Raw genomic sequence first — 15,757 nt, forward strand, 5'->3', positions numbered from 1 at the left:
ACCCGCAGGTCCCTTGAGAAAACGTTGAATGGGTCTAGTTCACCGCGCAGATCTTCAGCATATTGGTACCACCCGGTGCGCCCATGGGCTCACCGCAGGTGATGGCGTAGATCTCGCCCTTTTGCACAATGCCACGGGTCTTCAGGTGCTTTTCGGCTTCCAGCAGCGCGGTATCGCGGTCGGCGCTGGAACCCATCAAGAGCGGGCGCACATTGCGGTACAGCGTCATCTTGCGCTGGGTGGTGACCTTGGGGGTCAGCGCGTAGATGGGCACATGGATCAGGTGGCGGCTCATCCACAGCGCAGTGCTGCCGCTGTCGGTCATGGCCACGATCGCTTTGGCACCCAGGTGGTGGGCTGTGAACAGCGCGCCCATGGCGATGGACTGGTCGATGCGGGTGAAGGTCTTGCCGGTGAAATCGGCATCCAGCTTCACATGCTCGCTGCCTTCGGCGGCCAGGCAGATCTTGGCCATTTCGATCACGGTTTCCAGCGGGTACTTGCCGGCGGCGGTCTCGGCGGACAGCATCACAGCGTCGGTACCGTCCAGCACGGCATTGGCCACGTCGCTCACCTCGGCGCGCGTGGGCACGGGGTTGGTGATCATGGATTCCATCATCTGCGTGGCGGTGATGACGACCTTGTCGTGCTCACGGGCCAGCTTGATCATGTGCTTTTGCAGTGCGGGTACCGCCGCGTTACCAACTTCCACGGCCAGGTCACCGCGGGCCACCATGATGCCGTCCGACGCCAACAGGATTTCCAGCAACTTGGGGATGGCTTCCGCACGTTCGATCTTGGCGATCAGGCCGGGCTTGTGGTTGTACTCGGCTGCGGCCACATTGCAGAGCTGGCGCGCCATCTCCATGTCGGTGGCGTTCTTGGGGAAGCTCACGGCCACATAGTCCGCCTGGAAGCTCATCGCAGTGCGGATGTCTTCCATGTCCTTGCCGGTCAACGCGGGGGCGGTGAGGCCGCCACCCTGCTTGTTGATGCCCTTGTTGTTGGACAGCTCGCCACCCAGCTTGACGGTGGTGTGCACCTGCTCGCCCTTCACCGCGTCCACGGTGATCACGATCAAGCCGTCATTGAGCAAGAGCACATCGCCAGCACTCACTTCAGAAGGCAAGGCCTTGTAGTCCAGACCCACGGCGTTGATGTCGCCCAGCTCCACACGGGCCGCATCCAGAATGAATTTTTGACCGGGCTCCAGGAACACCTTGCCTTCGGCGAACTTGCCCACGCGGATCTTGGGGCCCTGCAGGTCGGCCATGATGGCCACTTCGCGGCCAGCGCGCTGCGCGGCCTCGCGCACTAGGCGCGCGCGGTCGATGTGGTCTTGGGCCTTGCCGTGGCTGAAGTTCAAGCGCACCACGTTGACGCCGGCACGGATCATTTGCTCCAGCAATGCGGGATCGCTGGAGGCGGGTCCGAGGGTGGCAACGATTTTGGTAGCGCGACTGGGCATGAAACTGTCTCCTAGGGTGAGTTACCTATTTTCACATGCTTGTTTGTACCTTGGTTACATGGCAGGCACAAGAAAAGACGAGCAGGGGTTAGCCCCGAGGGCACAAAACCGCTGCCCGTGGTTGAATGGCTCCCCCGCCCCCCGCTTGCTTGCCATTTCCCATGAATGCCCCCGCCACCCACACCGCTGCGCTGCTGGACAGCACGCACGGCAAGCCCAAGCTGTTGGTGGTGGACGACCAGCCCATCAACATCCAACTGCTGGTGCAGGCGTTCGCGGAGGACTACCAGGTGTTCATGGCCACCTCGGGCGAACAGGCGCTGGCCGTATGCCAAAGCAACCCGCCCGACCTGGTGCTGCTGGACGTGCTGATGCCCGGCATGGACGGCTTTGCGGTGTGCCGCCAGCTCAAGGCGCAAGAGTCCACCTCGCACATCCCCATCATCTTTGTCACCGCGCGGCCTGATGCGGGCCAGGAAACCCATGGCCTGGGCCTGGGCGCGGTGGACTTCATCTCCAAACCCGTGAACCCGGCCGTGGTGCGCGCCCGCGTGCACACGCACCTGACGCTGAAGTTCCAGTCCGACCTGCTGAAGAAACTGGTGCTGCTGGATGGGTTGTCTGGCGTGTTCAACCGCCGCTACTTTGACCAGCAGCTGGCCACCGAGTGGGCGCGTGCGGCGCGCAGTGGCTTGTCGCTGTCGTTGGTGCTGTTGGATGTGGACCACTTTGGCGCCTACAACGAACGCCACGGCCACCAGGCCGGGGACGATTGTTTGCGTCTGATTGCGGTCACGCTGAAAGCCGTGCTGCGCCGCCCGGCCGATGTGGTGGCGCGCTTTGGTGGTGAGGAATTTGCCTGCCTGCTGCCCGACACCTCCCACGAGGATGCGCTGGCGCTGGCGCAAGAGATGGAACGTCGCGTACGCCAATTGAAGTTGCCGCGTGGCGGCGCCGATGGCAGCGATGTGGTGTCGGTCAGCGTGGGCCTGGGCACCCGCGTGAGCCCGCACAGCGGCCAGGCCGGTGACCTGCTGGCCCTGGCGACCCAGCAGCTGCAACAGGCCAAACACAGCGGCCGCGGCCAGGTACGCTACGCCAGCCTGAATACAGCACCAATGCCACTCTAGCCCCCGTGGGAACTGCGCAAGCAGCTCCCAATTTCATAGCAAATCAACCTGCAGCGCGCTTTGTCAGAATCTCGAACGCAGGCAGGGTTTTGCCTTCCAGTACTTCCAGGAAGGCACCACCGCCGGTGCTGATGTAGCCCACCTGCTTCTCGATGCCGTACTTGGCAATGGCGGCCAGCGTGTCGCCACCACCAGCGATGCTGAAGGCGCTGCTTTCGGCAATCGCCTGGGCAATCACCTTGGTGCCGTTCTCAAACGCGGCGAACTCGAACACGCCCACGGGGCCGTTCCAGACAATGGTGCCGGCCTTCTTGAGTTGGTCGGCCAGGGCCTGGGCGGTTTGCGGGCCAATGTCCAGAATCAAATCGTCATCGGCCACATCGGTGGCGGCCTTGACAGTGGCCACGGCGTCGGCAGAGAAGGTCTTGGCGGTCACCACGTCGGTGGGGATGGGCACGGCCGCGCCGCGCGCCTTCATGGCTTCGATCACGGCCTTGGCCTGGTCCAGCAAGTCGGGTTCGGCCAGGCTTTTGCCGATCTTCAGGCCGGCGGCCAGCATAAAGGTGTTGGCAATGCCGCCGCCCACGATGAGCTGGTCCACGTTCTCGGCCAGGCTCTTCAGAATGGTGAGCTTGGTGGACACCTTGGAGCCGGCCACGATGGCGACCAGCGGGCGCTTGGGGGCCAACAGGGCCTTGCTGATGGCATCCATTTCCGCGGCCAACAGCGGGCCGGCACAGGCGATCGGGGCGAACTGGGCGATGCCGTAGGTGGAGGCCTCTGCGCGGTGCGCGGTGCCAAAAGCGTCGTGCACAAAGATATCGCACAGCGCAGCCATTTTCTTGGCCAGGTCTTCGTTGTTCTTCTTTTCACCCTTGTTGACGCGGCAGTTTTCCAGCATCACCAGTTGACCCGGCTTCACGTCCACGCCATCGGTCCAGTTGGCGACCACGGGAATCTCGCGGCCCATGAGCTCGCCCATGCGCTTGGCCACGGGGGCCAGCGAGTCGGCGGGTTTGAATTCGCCTTCCGTGGGGCGGCCCAAGTGGCTGGTCACCATGACGGCGGCACCTGCGTCCAGCGCCATCTGGATGGCGGGCACGCTGGCGCGCACGCGCGTATCTTCGGTGATGTTGCCGGCATCGTCCTGCGGCACGTTCAGGTCGGCACGGATGAACACGCGCTTGCCAGCGACTTTGCCTTGGGCAATCAGGTCAGAAAAACGGATCACTTGCATGGGGGAAACCTCAGGTAGTAGAAAGCGCGCGCGGGGTGCGGCAACACCCGGCATTGTAGAAGTGGCGCAGGACAGGGACCGCACGTAACGGCAACGGAACTCGCCGCCGGGCCGCCCCAAGGCGAGTTAGTCCCCTCGGGGGGCAGCGACCCGCGCAGCGGCGGAGCGTGGGGGCACTATCTCTACCAACCGAGGCCAATGTGCAGGGGCAGGTAGACGGCCATGCCGGACACGATGGTGCCGAGCACCGCTTGGCCCGCGCCGCGGCGCCAGACAAAGAAGGCCAGGCCGGCGGCCACGGCGTAGAGCCGCGCGTCCTGCAGCGTGTGAATGGGCACACCCTTGGTCATCACGATCTCGGGCACGATGACCGCTGACAACGCGGCAATGGGCGCGTATTGCAAGCCGCGCTGGGCCCAGGCGGGCAGCGACCAGTCCTTGTCGGTGATGAAGAAAAACGAGCGCGCAATCACGGTGATGCAGGCCAGCCCCAGCGTGGTCAGCAGGGTCCAGCCGTCGGTGGTACCCACAAAGAAAGTGTCCCAGTTCATGCAGGGTCCTTGGGCGGTTGCGCTGCGGGGTGGTGCGGTGGGTGCGAGGTGTCCGGGCGCTTGTCCAGCAGCAGGCACACCGCCACGGCCACCGCAATCGCCACCAGGATGTTGAGCTTGAGCGGCAGCGCAAATGCTGCCACACCCGCAGCCCCTGCCACCCCGGCCGACACCCAGCGCAAGCGGCTGGTGGCCAACGAAGCCATCATGCCCACCAGCGCCAAAATGCCCGCAAAGCCCAGGCCCCAGGACGTAGGCACAAAATTGGCCAGCACCACGCCCAGCACGCTGCTAACGGTCCAGCTGAACCAGTTGATGCCACCGTTACCCGCCAGGTAGGCCATTTGCGCGGTACGGCCCGCCTCGTCCGTAGCGGGCTTGGTGAACTGTTTGACAAACAGCACATACGTCAGGTCGGCCGACAGGTAGCCCGTAACCAGGCGCTGCCAGCGCGGCAAGTGCATCAGGTAGGGCCGCATGTGCGCGCTGAACACCACAAAGCGCAGGTTCACACAGAAGCCGGTCACCAGAATCACCCACATGGGCGCCCCGGCCATCAGCAGCGGCACCGCCGCCAGTTGCGAGCTGCCGGCAAACACGGTGAGCGCCATGAACAGCGCCTCTACCGTACTCATGCCGGACTTGACCATGGCCACGCCCGTCATCAGCCCCCAGGCCGCAATGCCGGGCGACACACTGAGCATGTCGGTAAAGCCGCGGCGGAACTCGGGGTGCGTGTAGTTGCTGCGCAGGAAAAACATCAGGGAGCCTCGGGCGCCGCTGGCAGCTCAAACCGCTGGCCGACCTGCAGCGGGCAGCCGCGCAAGAACTCTGCTGCGGGCAAGCGCTTGCCGCCGGGGCGCTGCAGCTCGGTCAAAACCGCTATGGAATTCATAGCTGCCACCGCAATACTTTCGGGGGCTAGAGCCACTATTTGTCCATATTCTGCAGTGCAGCCGCCTTCGCCCACGTGGGCGCCCCAGACCTTGATGACTTCGCCATTCAGTACCGTGCTGGCGCCCGGGAACGGGTTGAAGGCCCGCACGCGGCGCACGATAGCTGCAGCGTCCAGGCGCCAGTCGATGGGCGCCTCGTGCTTCTCGATCTTGTGGGCGTAGGTCACGCCCACATCGGGCTGCTTCACAGGCCGCAGCGCGCCCTGCGCGGCTAGGTCCAGCGCCTGCACTACCATGTCGGCGCCCAGGTCGGCCACCTTGTCGTGCAGCGTGGCCGTGGTGTCGCTGTCCGCAATCGGCAGGCTCTGTTTGAGCAGCATGTCGCCCGTGTCCAACCCCACGTCCATCTGCATGATGGTGACACCGGTTTCGGCATCGCCCAACTCGATGGCGCGGTGAATCGGTGCCGCGCCGCGCCAGCGCGGCAGCAACGATCCGTGGATGTTCAGACAGCCGAATTTGCCAGCTTCCGCCATGTCATCCAGCACCCATTGCGGCAGGATGAGGCCGTAGGCAGCGACCACCATTACGTCGGCCTGCGCATCGGCAATCGCCTGGCGCGCCGCTGCGGCGTCTTCGGGGTATTTACCGTCCAGGCGCAAGCTGCGCGGCTGGGCGACAGGAATGGCGTGCTCGATTGCAAACTGCTTGACTGCCGAGGCCTGCAGCTTCATGCCGCGCCCGGCGGGGCGGTCGGGCTGGCTCAGCACCAGCGCGACGGTGTGACCTGCAGCGTGCAGCCGCTCCAGCGCCACGCGGGCAAACTCCGGCGTACCGGCAAAGATGACGCGCAGGGGCCGCGCTGCCGGGCCAACGGTCTGGGTCACTTAGCGCGATTCCTCGCGCTGGGCCTTGATCATCTTGGTCTTGATGCGGTTGCGCTTGAGCGGCGACAGGTATTCCACAAACACCTTGCCCAGCAAATGGTCCATCTCGTGCTGCACGCACACGGCCAGCAGGCCGTCAGCCTCGATCACGCGGCTGTTGCCCTTTTCGTCCAGCGCCTTCACATGCACCGCGTCAAAGCGGGTCACACCGTCGTAAATGCCGGGCACCGACAGGCAGCCCTCTTCATTCAGGTGGGTGGTGGGGCTGGTCCATACAAACTCAGGGTTGATCAGCACCATGGGCTGGTCGCGCTCTTCTGACACGTCGATGACGATCAGGCGTTCGTGCACATCGATCTGCGTGGCCGCCAGACCAATGCCTTTGGCGTCGTACATGGTCTCCAGCATGTCCGTGGCCAACTGCTGGATGCGCGCGTCCACCACCGGGATGGACTTGGCCACGGTGTGGAGTTTGGGGTCGGGGTAGCAAAGAATCGGAAGTAAAGCCATAGGAAGATCTTCAAAGATGTGGCTATTTTCGCCACTTTTGGGTTCCCTCGCAGCACCAAAGGGCTAAAAACGTTGCCGAATCAAGGGCTTGAGCGCAAAATCGCGCGTAAATTATCAAGTTCCTTCACAGATTCGCACCTTATGACGACACACCTCAAGGCGAAATCCAGCGTGGCCATCGCCGCTCTGGCTGCACTGGCCACTTTGGCCGGCAACGCGACCTGGGCACAGAACTTTCCCATTTCTGCCGCCCAGAAGCAAACCGCCAACGAAGTGGCCCAAAAAGGTGTACCGCTGAGCGAACTGGCCGCCAACGCCCCCGACCGTTACACCGTCAAGAGCGGCGACACCCTGTGGGCCATCTCCACCCTCTACCTCAAGAGCCCCTGGCGCTGGCCCGAACTCTGGGGCATGAACCTCAACGACATCAAGAACCCCCACCGCATCTACCCCGGCCAGGTGCTGGTGCTGGAGCGCAAAGACGGCATGGCCACGCTGCGGGTGGCCGGCTCGGGTGGCGACGCCCCCACCGACACGGTACGCGTCAGCCCCCGTACCCGTTTTGAATCGCTGGCCGACCAGGCCCTGCCCACGCTCAAGTCCCGCATCATCGAAGCCTTTCTGGCCGAGCCCATCGTGGTCGACGAAGCTGGCCTGAAGGCCGCGCCGCGCATCGTCTCCGCCCAAGAAGGGCGCGTGCTGCTGACCCGCGGTGACCGTGCCTATGCCCGCGGCTCCAACGGCGGCCCGCTGCTGGACGACCAAAGCAAAGAACAACAGCTGTTCCGCGTGTTCCGCAACGCCACCCCGCTCAAAGACCCGACCACCGCCGAGATCCTGGGCTACGAAGCCCAGTACGTCGGCAAGGCCACCTTGGTGCGCGGCGAGACCACCGCCGAAGTCGAGGGCGAAGAAGGTAAGACGGTCAGCGCTATCGTGCCCGCCACCATCGATATCGTCGCGGCCAAAGAAGAAATCCGCGTCGGCGACCGCATGCTGCCAGAGCCCCCGCGCGAACTCACCACCTACGTGCCCCACGCGCCCGGTACCCAGACCACGGGCCGCATCGTTTCGGTCTACGGGAACGCGGTGGCCAATGCCGGCCAGAGTCAGGTCGTCGCGATCAACCGCGGCAAGCGTGACGGCATGGAACCCGGCCATGTGCTGGCCATCCTGAAAGACGGCGCCCGCGTGGTCGACAAATCAGACCCCGCCCACCCGTTGATGAAGCTGCCCGACGAGCGCAACGGCCTGCTCATGGTGTTCCGCACCTATGACCGCCTGTCCTACGCGCTGATCCTGGAGATCACCGACAGCGTGCGTGTGGGTGACCGTCTGGTCAACCCCAAGTAAGAAGCAAGACACCAGCACCAGGCCGCTAACGCCGTGGAGCCCGACGAACTCAGCGCTTGGCTGCGCCTGCAGCTCAGCCCCGGCGTGGGCAATGGCACGGCGCGCAAGCTGCTGGCGGCCTTTGGTCTGCCGCAGCAGGTGTTTGCCCAATCCCCCGCCGTACTCGAAGCCTGTGTGAGCGCCCGCCAGGCTGCGGGGCTGCTGCAGGAACCGCCCGAGCTAGCGGAGCAACTACAAACGACCTTGGCCTGGCTGGCCGCCCAGCCCGCGCAACGCCGGGTGCTGACTCTGGGCGATCCAGACTACCCCCAAGCACTGCTGGACATGGAAGACCCGCCCCTGCTGCTCTATGCCATGGGTGCTGCAGGGCAATGGCGGGGTTTGGCCCAGTGCGCCGCCACTGGCATAGCCGTGGTGGGCAGCCGCAACCCCACGCCGCAAGGTAGGGCCAATGCTCGGCAGTTCTCGCAAGCCTTGGCGGAAGCCGGCCTGACTGTGGTGTCGGGCCTGGCGCTTGGGGTGGATGGTGCCGCCCACGAGGGCGCGCTGGACGGTGCAGCCGACGGTCAACTGGCCACGATCGCGGTGGTGGGCACCGGCCTAGACCGGGTTTACCCCAAAGACCATTTCGACCTGGCGCACCGCATTGCCCAGCGCGGGCTGCTGCTCAGCGAATACCCGCTGGGCACGCCGCCCCTGTCCGCCAACTTCCCACGGCGCAACCGCATCATTGCCGGGCTCGCACGCGGCACGCTGGTGGTGGAGGCCGCACTCAAGTCTGGCTCGCTCATCACCGCACGCCTGGCGGTGGAGCAAGGCAAAGATGTGTTCGCCATCCCGGGCTCCATCCACGCCACCCAGGCGCGCGGCTGCCATGCGCTCATCAAGCAGGGCGCCAAGCTGGTGGAGTGCGCCCAGGACATTCTGGAAGAACTGCAACTTCCCGGCGGCCTGTCAGGCGCTATTAATTCAGGAGCTGCTCGCGCAGATTCCACGGGGGCTACCCCCCTAAATGGTGCTGAAGACTCCCTCTTGGAAGCCATGGGCTATGACCCCAGCGGTCTGGACGCGCTGCAAGCCCGCACCGGCCTGGACACCGCCAGCCTGCAGGCCCTGCTGATGGGCCTGGAGCTGCAGGGCCAGGTGGCACGCCTGCCGGGTGGGCTGTTCCAGCGCATGGGCCAGGCCTAAGCCGCCAAGCCCCGCCCAAGCCTTCAATCGAGAGAAAAGAGGGGCAGTTTCACCCGCTGACGCGAAGCCGTTTTTTCTGCGCTATATTGGCTTCCATGTTTGAAGTGCTTGTCTTCGTTTACGAAAACTACTATGCCGATGAGGGCTACCCCGAGCCGGCGCATCTCCAGCGCAAACTCAGCGCGGTGGGCTTTGAGGCCGACGAAATTGAGGAGGCCATGGCCTGGCTCAATGGCCTGAGCACCGCGTCGCGCGGGGCCCGACCAGTGCCGGAGGCTCTGCCTACCGTACCGGCGGATCCTTGGGTGCGCCTGCCGCTGGCCTCCAGCGTGCGCATCTACCCGCAGTACGAGCAAAACCACCTGGGCCCGCAATGCCTGGGCTTCATCAGTTTTCTGGAATCCAACGGCGTACTGCCCGCCCACATGCGCGAGGTTGTCATCGACCGCGCCATGGCCGCACCCGGCAGCCCGGTGGCCCTGGACGACCTGAAAACGATTATTTTGATGGTGTTCTGGAGCTTCGGATTGGAACCCGACGCTTTGGTGCTCGACGAGTTGTGTGACAACCCCAGCGACCGCGTCGCGCACTGACTAGCTTGCGCGCCCCGCAGGGCGGCGCTCAAGCCAGCAAGCGTTCCGGGTTGGCTTCTAGCTTGGCCAGCGCGTCGCGCGTGGCACGCACGGTCAGCGCTTCTTCTTCCTGTGGCAACAGCAAGCCGGCCTGCAGGTAGGCCGCCAACCGCCCACCTTGAATCAGGAAGCTCTTGCCGGAAGTCGCAGCAAACAGGTTCAGGTGTTTGCGGTCACTGCGCCAGGCAAACTGCACCTGGGTGATTTGGTTGTTGTGGTCCAGCGTGAACCACGAACCCAGCTGCAGTTCCTGTGCCCAGGCCAGCATGGCGGCCGTGGGTTTGGAGCCGCCATTGGCCACCACCTCCAGCGCGGAGGCATCGATGCCCAGCATCATCTCGATGCTTTCGGCATCCAGCGGCAAGTCGCCCATGCCGTCTTCGCTCACAAAGTCTTCCAGATTGCCTAGGCGCTGCGCCATGGCATCGATTTTGGCCTGTGGAATCGCCTGGGTCTTGGACATGAAGGCATCGGCCAAGGTGTCGCTGATGCGCTTCACATGGCCCTCCTGCTCGCTGGGCGCCATGGCCAACAGGGTCATGCCGGAACGCAGGCGCAGCAGCAAATTGGGCAGATCCTGAATCACCTTGGCACGATCCGCGCGGTTGGGCTTGGCGCTAGCGGCCCAGATCAGGTCGGTCGCCGATTTTTTCAGCACCAGCGTGTCGGCATGCTGCGGGCCCTTGCGCACCGCGGCCACGGCCAGCACCTCCGCCCAGACCTTGAACAGGAAGTCACGGATCTCGTCGCGCACGGGCATGTCTTTCAACATGTTGCGCATCTCAATGGTGTACTGGATGGCCAGGGTCTCTTTTTGCTCGACCTGCTGCGCCACGCTCACCACCTTCTGGGTCGGGCCCTTTTCGGTAAGGAACTTGGAGAGGAATTTCTGGAACTCCTCAAACACGATCTGGTAGACCTTTTTGCCCGTCTCGGGGTACTGCTCGATCACCTGCACAATGCGCTTGATCTCGTTTTCCATGGCCTTGCCCTGCACGCCAGCAGCGTCAAAGCCCATGACCACGGAACCCATGCGGTCGATCAGTTGGCGCGCTGGATGGTCGGCCGTGCCAAAGAAGTCCGGATCTTCCAGCGCCACACGCAGCACCGGCATTTGCAGACGCGCAAACCACACGCGGATGCCGGGGGGAATGCGCTCCTCAGCCAAGATGGCCTGGAACATCAGGGCCACGATCTCGATCGTGGCTTTCTCGCCCTTGGTTTCTGCTTTTTTCTTCAGCTCAGCGGACTTTTCACGCAAGTCGCTGGCCACGCGGACTACGCCCGCGGGACTGTAATCTTCATACAACGTGCCGCCAGCAGCATAGGACATGCCACCGCCACCGTCCATGCGCGGCGCCATGGCCGCAGCCAATGCGGGCGAAGGCGTGTGATGGGCCGTGCCCACAAAATCACCGCCTCCATGGCTGACAAACAACCGACGGATCTGGCCAATCATGCCCTGCGCTCGGCTACGGGCGCGGGCGATGGGCGTGTTGGTGGTCAGCATGCGGGTTTCTTCCGACGCGCCGTAGGCCTGGCCCGGCATGCTGTTGGAGCCTGACGATTGGCGCCAGAAGGGCGTGGGCGTAGAAGGCGTCACGCCTTGCGGGCCAGTCACTGCTGCCTGTGCCGGCCCAGCGGGAGCGGCATTGCCGCCACCGCCCCAGCCGAGGCGCCCGCCAAAAAAACCACCACCGGAACGCGGCGCACTGCCTCCGGCAGCTCCAGGACCAGAGGCATCGGCACGCGCATGGCCACCCCCATAGGCTGGAGCAGCACCATTGCCACCATCCAGACCTGCGTGACCTGTGGGGGCATAGGCTTGCTGGTACCCACCACCCTGGGGACCGCCGCCATAGCCGCCCACATCGCCATAACCGCTCGGCCCCATCTCTCCTGGTTGGGGTTGCTGCGGCTGGGCACCCGGTGCCGGGGGGCGAGGGCGGTTGGCCCCCATCTGGCGCACCGGCGCCTTGACACGGTCTTTCAGCTCAATGGTGGGCATCACGCCCTTACTGATCAGTACGTCGTTGGCATTCTTGTAGGCAATCACGAGCCGCTCGATTAGCAGCTTCTGGACCACATCGTTCACCATGGGCCAGGACTCGCCGGGCATGCCAGACTGCGCCCATTGCTCTACCATCAGCAGCACCAGTACCTCGGGGCGCAGCAGGTCGTTGCCTTCCAGGTCTTCCGTGCCTTCGAGGTACTTGATGCGCACCCGCAGGTCATCGAGCTGGGGCAGCACTTTCTCATTGACGGCCAGCACCAGGCGAGACGCCAGAATCTTGTTCTCCACCACGTCGGTGCCCACCAGCTCCAGGCCCGCACTTTCCAGCGAGGCCGCTTTCTTCTGCTTAGCGGGATCCAGACATTCGCGCCAGGCCTTCATGGTCGCGTCCAGCCACAGGGGGCGGCAGCGCTTGTAGGCCATCCAGGTGTCGCGGCGCGTCTGGGATTCGCGGGCATTCGCCAACTCGTCCATCAACGTCGTCAGACGCTCCTGCACGGCACCGGTAATTTCCAGCGCGGCTTTGCCCGCTTCCGCCAAAAAGCGCTCACGCACCGCGCGGGCGAGTTGCAATCGGGGAGAAAAAGCGGGTCCGCTTGCCATGATTTTTTATCGCTTAAACCGTTGCGCCTGCATTGGGATCGTTGGGGTCGGTTTCCTTCTTGGGACCGCCCTTGACCAGGTCTTCCCGCTGGATGCCCAGCCACATGGCAATGGCCGCGGCCACAAAAACCGAAGAATAGATACCAAACAAAATGCCGATGGTCAGCGCCAGGGCAAAGTAGTGCAGCGTGGCACCACCGAACAGCAGCATGGACAGAACCATCATCTGCGTGGCTCCGTGGGTGATGATGGTGCGGCTGATCGTGGAGGTGATCGCGTTGTCGATGATCTCTTCGGTGTTCATCTTGCGATAACGCCGGAAATTCTCGCGAATCCGGTCAAAGATCACCACCGATTCGTTCACCGAGTAGCCCAGCACCGCCAGCACCGCCGCCAGCACGGGCAGCGAAAATTCCCACTGGAAGAAAGCGAAGAAGCCCAGGATGATGACCACATCGTGCAAGTTGGCGATGATGGCCGCCACCGCAAACTTCCATTCAAAGCGTACGGCCAGATAGATCATGATGCCGGCCACCACAAAGGCCAGAGCCTTGAGACCGTCGGCCGCCAACTCATCCCCCACCTGGGGACCGACAAACTCGGTGCGGCGCAGCGTGGCCGAGGGGTCGCTGGCCTTGAGCGCTTCCAGCACCTTGTCACTTTGCTGGCTGGAGGTGCTGCCCTTTTGCACAGGCATGCGGATCAGCACGTCCTGGGCAGTACCGAAGTTCTGCACCTGCACATCGTTGATGCCCAGCTTGTCCACGGCACTGCGGATCGCGTTCAGGTCGGCGGGCTGGGAGTAGCTCACCTCCATCAAGGTGCCGCCGGTGAATTCGACCGACAGGTGCAGATGGCGGGTAAAGAGGAAAAACACCGCGGCCACGAAAGTGACCAGCGAAATCAGATTGAACACCAAGGCATTCCGCATGAACGGAATGTCGCGGCGAATTTTGAAGAATTCCATGCCCGTTTCCCTTTAGTTGGTCGTCACCTGATTGCCGGAATCAGGCCGCCACACCGTGCCGATCGACACAGTCTTGAGCTTCTTTTGCCTACCGTACCACAAATTGACCACGCCCCGGGAGAAGAAGACCCCGGAGAACATGCTGGTCAAAATACCCAGGCAATGCACTACTGCAAAGCCGCGGACCGGACCAGAACCGAAGGCCAGCAAGGCCAGACCGGCGATCAGGGTGGTGACGTTGGAGTCGATGATGGTGGCCCAGGCGCGGTCGTAGCCGGCGTGGATGGCGGCCTGCGGCGAGGCTCCGTTGCGCAGCTCTTCGCGCACGCGTTCGTTGATCAGCACGTTGGCGTCAATCGCCATCCCCAGCACCAGCGCCATGGCGGCCATGCCGGGCAAGGTCAGCGTGGCCTGCAGCATGGACAGCACGGCCACCAGCAGCAACAGGTTGAAGGCCAGCGCGATACTGGAAATCACACCAAACAGCATGTAGTACACGCACATGAAGACCGCCACGGCCAAGAAACCCCAGGTCACGCTATGGAAACCCTTGGCAATGTTCTCGGCACCCAAGCTGGGGCCAATCGTGCGTTCTTCGATGATTTCCATGGGCGCGGCCAGGGAGCCAGCGCGCAGCAACAGGGCTGTATCAGCCGCTTCCACGGTGGTCATGCGGCCCGAGATTTGCACACGACCGCCGCCGATTTCAGAGCGGATCACCGGTGCCGTCACCACTTCACCCTTGCCTTTTTCAAACAAGAGAATGGCCATGCGCTTGCCGATGTTCTCGCGCGTCACGTCGCGGAAGATGCGCGAGCCCTTGGCGTCCAGCGACAGGTTGACCGTGGGTTCCTGCGTCTGGCTGTCAAAGCCGGGTTGGGCATCGGTCAGGTTTTCACCGGTCAAGATGACCTGCTTCTTGACCACCACGCCCTGGCCATTGCGCTCCAGGTAACGTTCAGAGCCAAACGGCACCGCGCCGGCGCCGGACTCGGCAGCACGTGCCTCGGAGCCTTCGTCCACCATACGGATTTCCAGCGTGGCGGTGCGGCCCAAAATGTCCTTGGCCTTGGCTGTGTCCTGCACACCAGGCAGTTGCACCACGATGCGGTCCAGACCCTGCTGCTGGATCACGGGTTCGGCCACGCCGAGTTCGTTGATCCGGTTGTGCAGGGTGGTGATGTTTTGCTTGAGCGCTTGGGTCTGCACGGCGCGAGCGGCCACGGGCTTGATGGAGGCGACCATCTTCACGTCGGTACCGTCGGCGGTTTCCACAGTGTCGAGGTCGGCAAACTGGTCCTGGATGATGCGCTTGGCGGCCTCGGCCGTCGCCGCATCGCGGAACCGGATTTCGATGGTCTGGGCGTTGCGGGTGATGCCGCTATGGCGCACATTTTTTTCACGCAGGGTGGTGCGGATGTCACCGGCCAACGACTCGGCCTTCTTGGTTAGCGCGGCCTGCATGTCCACCTGCAGCATGAAATGCACACCACCGCGCAAGTCCAGCCCCAGGTACATGGGCGACGCGCGCAGCGAAGTCAGCCACGCAGGCGAACGCGACAGCAGGTTCAGCGCCACCACATAAGCGGGATCGGCCGCATCGGGGTTCAGCGCCTTTTGCAGCGCGTCCTTGGCCTTGAGCTGGGCATCGGTATCGGCGAAGCGGGCCTTGATGGAGGTGCCATCCAGGCTCAGCGCCTCGGGCGCCAGACCGGCCGTTTTCAGAACCTCTTCGACCTTGGCAAGGGCCACGGTGTCGAGCTTGAGGCTGGCCTTGGCCACCGATACCTGCACGGCAGGGGATTCACCAAACACATTCGGCAGGGCGTACAAGCCACCCACCACGAGCGCGATCAAGATGATCGCGTACTTCCACACCGGGTAACGGTTCATGATCGCGCGTCGCTTTGAGAGAAATTACTTGATGGAACCCTTGGGCAGCACTTGCACCACGGCGCTGCGCTGCACTTGCACTTCCACGCCATTGGCCACTTCCAGGCCCACATAGCTGTCCCCCATCTTGCTGACCTTGCCGAGCACGCCGCCGGCGGTCACGACCTCGTCGCCCTTGGCCAGCGCGTCGATCATGGCGCGGTGGTCTTTTTGCTTCTTCATCTGGGGGCGGATCATCACGAAATACAGCACCACAAACATCAGCACCAGAGGCAACATGCTCATCAGGGTGGATTGCATGTCACCGCCGGCGGCGGCAGGGGCGGTTTGGGCAAAAGCAGAAGAAATAAACACAGGCAAACTCCACAAAAATGGACCACATACAAAAGCGCCTTCGCCTCAGGGGCGGCCGCGCACGGCCATGC

General features: G+C 63.5%; 14 protein-coding genes. 4 read left to right on the forward strand and 10 right to left on the reverse strand.

Annotated features, from left to right (window positions below; genetic code table 11):
* Positions 1 to 34: 34 nt before the first annotated feature.
* Entirely contained in the window at positions 35 to 1,468 is a 1,434-nt protein-coding gene (pyk, locus tag J2X15_RS12135) for a pyruvate kinase (protein ID WP_310343163.1), read from the reverse strand.
* A gap of 161 nt (positions 1,469 to 1,629) precedes the next feature.
* On the opposite strand from pyk, the gene J2X15_RS12140 reads away from it, so the two are divergent.
* Positions 1,630 to 2,598 (forward strand): diguanylate cyclase domain-containing protein, encoded by a 969-nt coding sequence (locus tag J2X15_RS12140; protein WP_310343166.1) that lies wholly within the window; start codon positions 1,630 to 1,632, stop codon positions 2,596 to 2,598.
* 43 nt (positions 2,599 to 2,641) lie between these two features.
* Here J2X15_RS12140 and J2X15_RS12145 read toward each other — a convergent pair whose 3' ends face one another.
* From J2X15_RS12145 to def, 5 genes are all read right to left on the reverse strand, one after another.
* Positions 2,642 to 3,835, reverse strand: coding sequence for a phosphoglycerate kinase (locus J2X15_RS12145; RefSeq protein WP_310343169.1), 1,194 nt, complete (start codon positions 3,833 to 3,835; stop codon positions 2,642 to 2,644).
* A 182-nt stretch (positions 3,836 to 4,017) separates the two neighbouring features.
* Positions 4,018 to 4,386, reverse strand: coding sequence for an AzlD domain-containing protein (locus J2X15_RS12150; protein WP_310343170.1), 369 nt, complete (start codon positions 4,384 to 4,386; stop codon positions 4,018 to 4,020).
* The gene (locus tag J2X15_RS12155) at positions 4,383 to 5,147 is read right to left on the reverse strand and encodes an AzlC family ABC transporter permease (protein ID WP_310343172.1); all 765 of its coding nucleotides are present in this window, start codon (positions 5,145 to 5,147) and stop codon (positions 4,383 to 4,385) included. The genes J2X15_RS12150 and J2X15_RS12155 overlap by 4 nt, the downstream gene beginning before the upstream one ends.
* The gene (gene fmt / locus J2X15_RS12160; protein WP_310343599.1) at positions 5,147 to 6,136 is read right to left on the reverse strand and encodes a methionyl-tRNA formyltransferase; all 990 of its coding nucleotides are present in this window, start codon (positions 6,134 to 6,136) and stop codon (positions 5,147 to 5,149) included. The genes J2X15_RS12155 and fmt overlap by 1 nt, the downstream gene beginning before the upstream one ends.
* Positions 6,137 to 6,169: 33 nt before the next feature.
* Complete coding sequence (def, locus tag J2X15_RS12165; RefSeq protein ID WP_310343174.1) at positions 6,170 to 6,679, reverse strand: peptide deformylase; 510 nt, start codon at positions 6,677 to 6,679, stop codon at positions 6,170 to 6,172.
* A 141-nt stretch (positions 6,680 to 6,820) separates the two neighbouring features.
* Between def and J2X15_RS12170 the strand changes: the two genes are divergently transcribed.
* The 3 genes from J2X15_RS12170 (at position 6,821) to J2X15_RS12180 (ending at position 9,816) form a co-directional block, all read left to right on the forward strand.
* Positions 6,821 to 8,032: a LysM peptidoglycan-binding domain-containing protein gene (locus J2X15_RS12170; protein ID WP_310343176.1), complete on the forward strand. Its 1,212-nt coding sequence runs from the start codon at positions 6,821 to 6,823 to the stop codon at positions 8,030 to 8,032.
* Between the two features lie 33 nt (positions 8,033 to 8,065).
* Positions 8,066 to 9,223, forward strand: coding sequence for a DNA-processing protein DprA (gene dprA / locus J2X15_RS12175; RefSeq protein ID WP_310343178.1), 1,158 nt, complete (start codon positions 8,066 to 8,068; stop codon positions 9,221 to 9,223).
* Positions 9,224 to 9,318: 95 nt separating this feature from the next.
* Positions 9,319 to 9,816, forward strand: a complete 498-nt coding sequence (locus J2X15_RS12180) for a Smg family protein (RefSeq protein WP_310343181.1) — start codon at positions 9,319 to 9,321, stop codon at positions 9,814 to 9,816.
* A gap of 28 nt (positions 9,817 to 9,844) precedes the next feature.
* Here J2X15_RS12180 and J2X15_RS12185 read toward each other — a convergent pair whose 3' ends face one another.
* The 4 genes from J2X15_RS12185 to yajC are packed head-to-tail and all read right to left on the reverse strand — an operon-like array spanning position 9,845 to position 15,686.
* Positions 9,845 to 12,472, reverse strand: coding sequence for a DUF1631 family protein (locus J2X15_RS12185; RefSeq protein ID WP_310343182.1), 2,628 nt, complete (start codon positions 12,470 to 12,472; stop codon positions 9,845 to 9,847).
* A gap of 13 nt (positions 12,473 to 12,485) precedes the next feature.
* The gene (gene secF, locus J2X15_RS12190) at positions 12,486 to 13,439 is read right to left on the reverse strand and encodes a protein translocase subunit SecF (protein WP_310343185.1); all 954 of its coding nucleotides are present in this window, start codon (positions 13,437 to 13,439) and stop codon (positions 12,486 to 12,488) included.
* Between the two features lie 12 nt (positions 13,440 to 13,451).
* Positions 13,452 to 15,332 (reverse strand): protein translocase subunit SecD, encoded by a 1,881-nt coding sequence (gene secD / locus J2X15_RS12195; RefSeq protein WP_310343187.1) that lies wholly within the window; start codon positions 15,330 to 15,332, stop codon positions 13,452 to 13,454.
* A gap of 24 nt (positions 15,333 to 15,356) precedes the next feature.
* Entirely contained in the window at positions 15,357 to 15,686 is a 330-nt protein-coding gene (gene yajC, locus J2X15_RS12200; RefSeq protein WP_310343189.1) for a preprotein translocase subunit YajC, read from the reverse strand.
* Positions 15,687 to 15,757 lie beyond the last annotated feature (71 nt).

It is taken from the genome of Rhodoferax saidenbachensis (assembly GCF_031457975.1).
Lineage (GTDB): Bacteria > Pseudomonadota > Gammaproteobacteria > Burkholderiales > Burkholderiaceae_C > Allorhodoferax > Allorhodoferax saidenbachensis_A.

Coding starts and splice junctions, on each gene's coding strand:
- pyk (WP_310343163.1), bottom strand. CDS start 1,468: ATGCCCAGTCGCGCTACCAAAATCGTTGCCACCCTCGGACCCGCCTCC.
- J2X15_RS12140 (WP_310343166.1), top strand. CDS start 1,630: ATGAATGCCCCCGCCACCCACACCGCTGCGCTGCTGGACAGCACGCAC.
- J2X15_RS12145 (WP_310343169.1), bottom strand. CDS start 3,835: ATGCAAGTGATCCGTTTTTCTGACCTGATTGCCCAAGGCAAAGTCGCT.
- J2X15_RS12150 (WP_310343170.1), bottom strand. CDS start 4,386: ATGAACTGGGACACTTTCTTTGTGGGTACCACCGACGGCTGGACCCTG.
- J2X15_RS12155 (WP_310343172.1), bottom strand. CDS start 5,147: ATGTTTTTCCTGCGCAGCAACTACACGCACCCCGAGTTCCGCCGCGGC.
- def (WP_310343174.1), bottom strand. CDS start 6,679: ATGGCTTTACTTCCGATTCTTTGCTACCCCGACCCCAAACTCCACACC.
- J2X15_RS12170 (WP_310343176.1), top strand. CDS start 6,821: ATGACGACACACCTCAAGGCGAAATCCAGCGTGGCCATCGCCGCTCTG.
- J2X15_RS12180 (WP_310343181.1), top strand. CDS start 9,319: ATGTTTGAAGTGCTTGTCTTCGTTTACGAAAACTACTATGCCGATGAG.
- J2X15_RS12185 (WP_310343182.1), bottom strand. CDS start 12,472: ATGGCAAGCGGACCCGCTTTTTCTCCCCGATTGCAACTCGCCCGCGCG.
- secF (WP_310343185.1), bottom strand. CDS start 13,439: ATGGAATTCTTCAAAATTCGCCGCGACATTCCGTTCATGCGGAATGCC.
- secD (WP_310343187.1), bottom strand. CDS start 15,332: ATGAACCGTTACCCGGTGTGGAAGTACGCGATCATCTTGATCGCGCTC.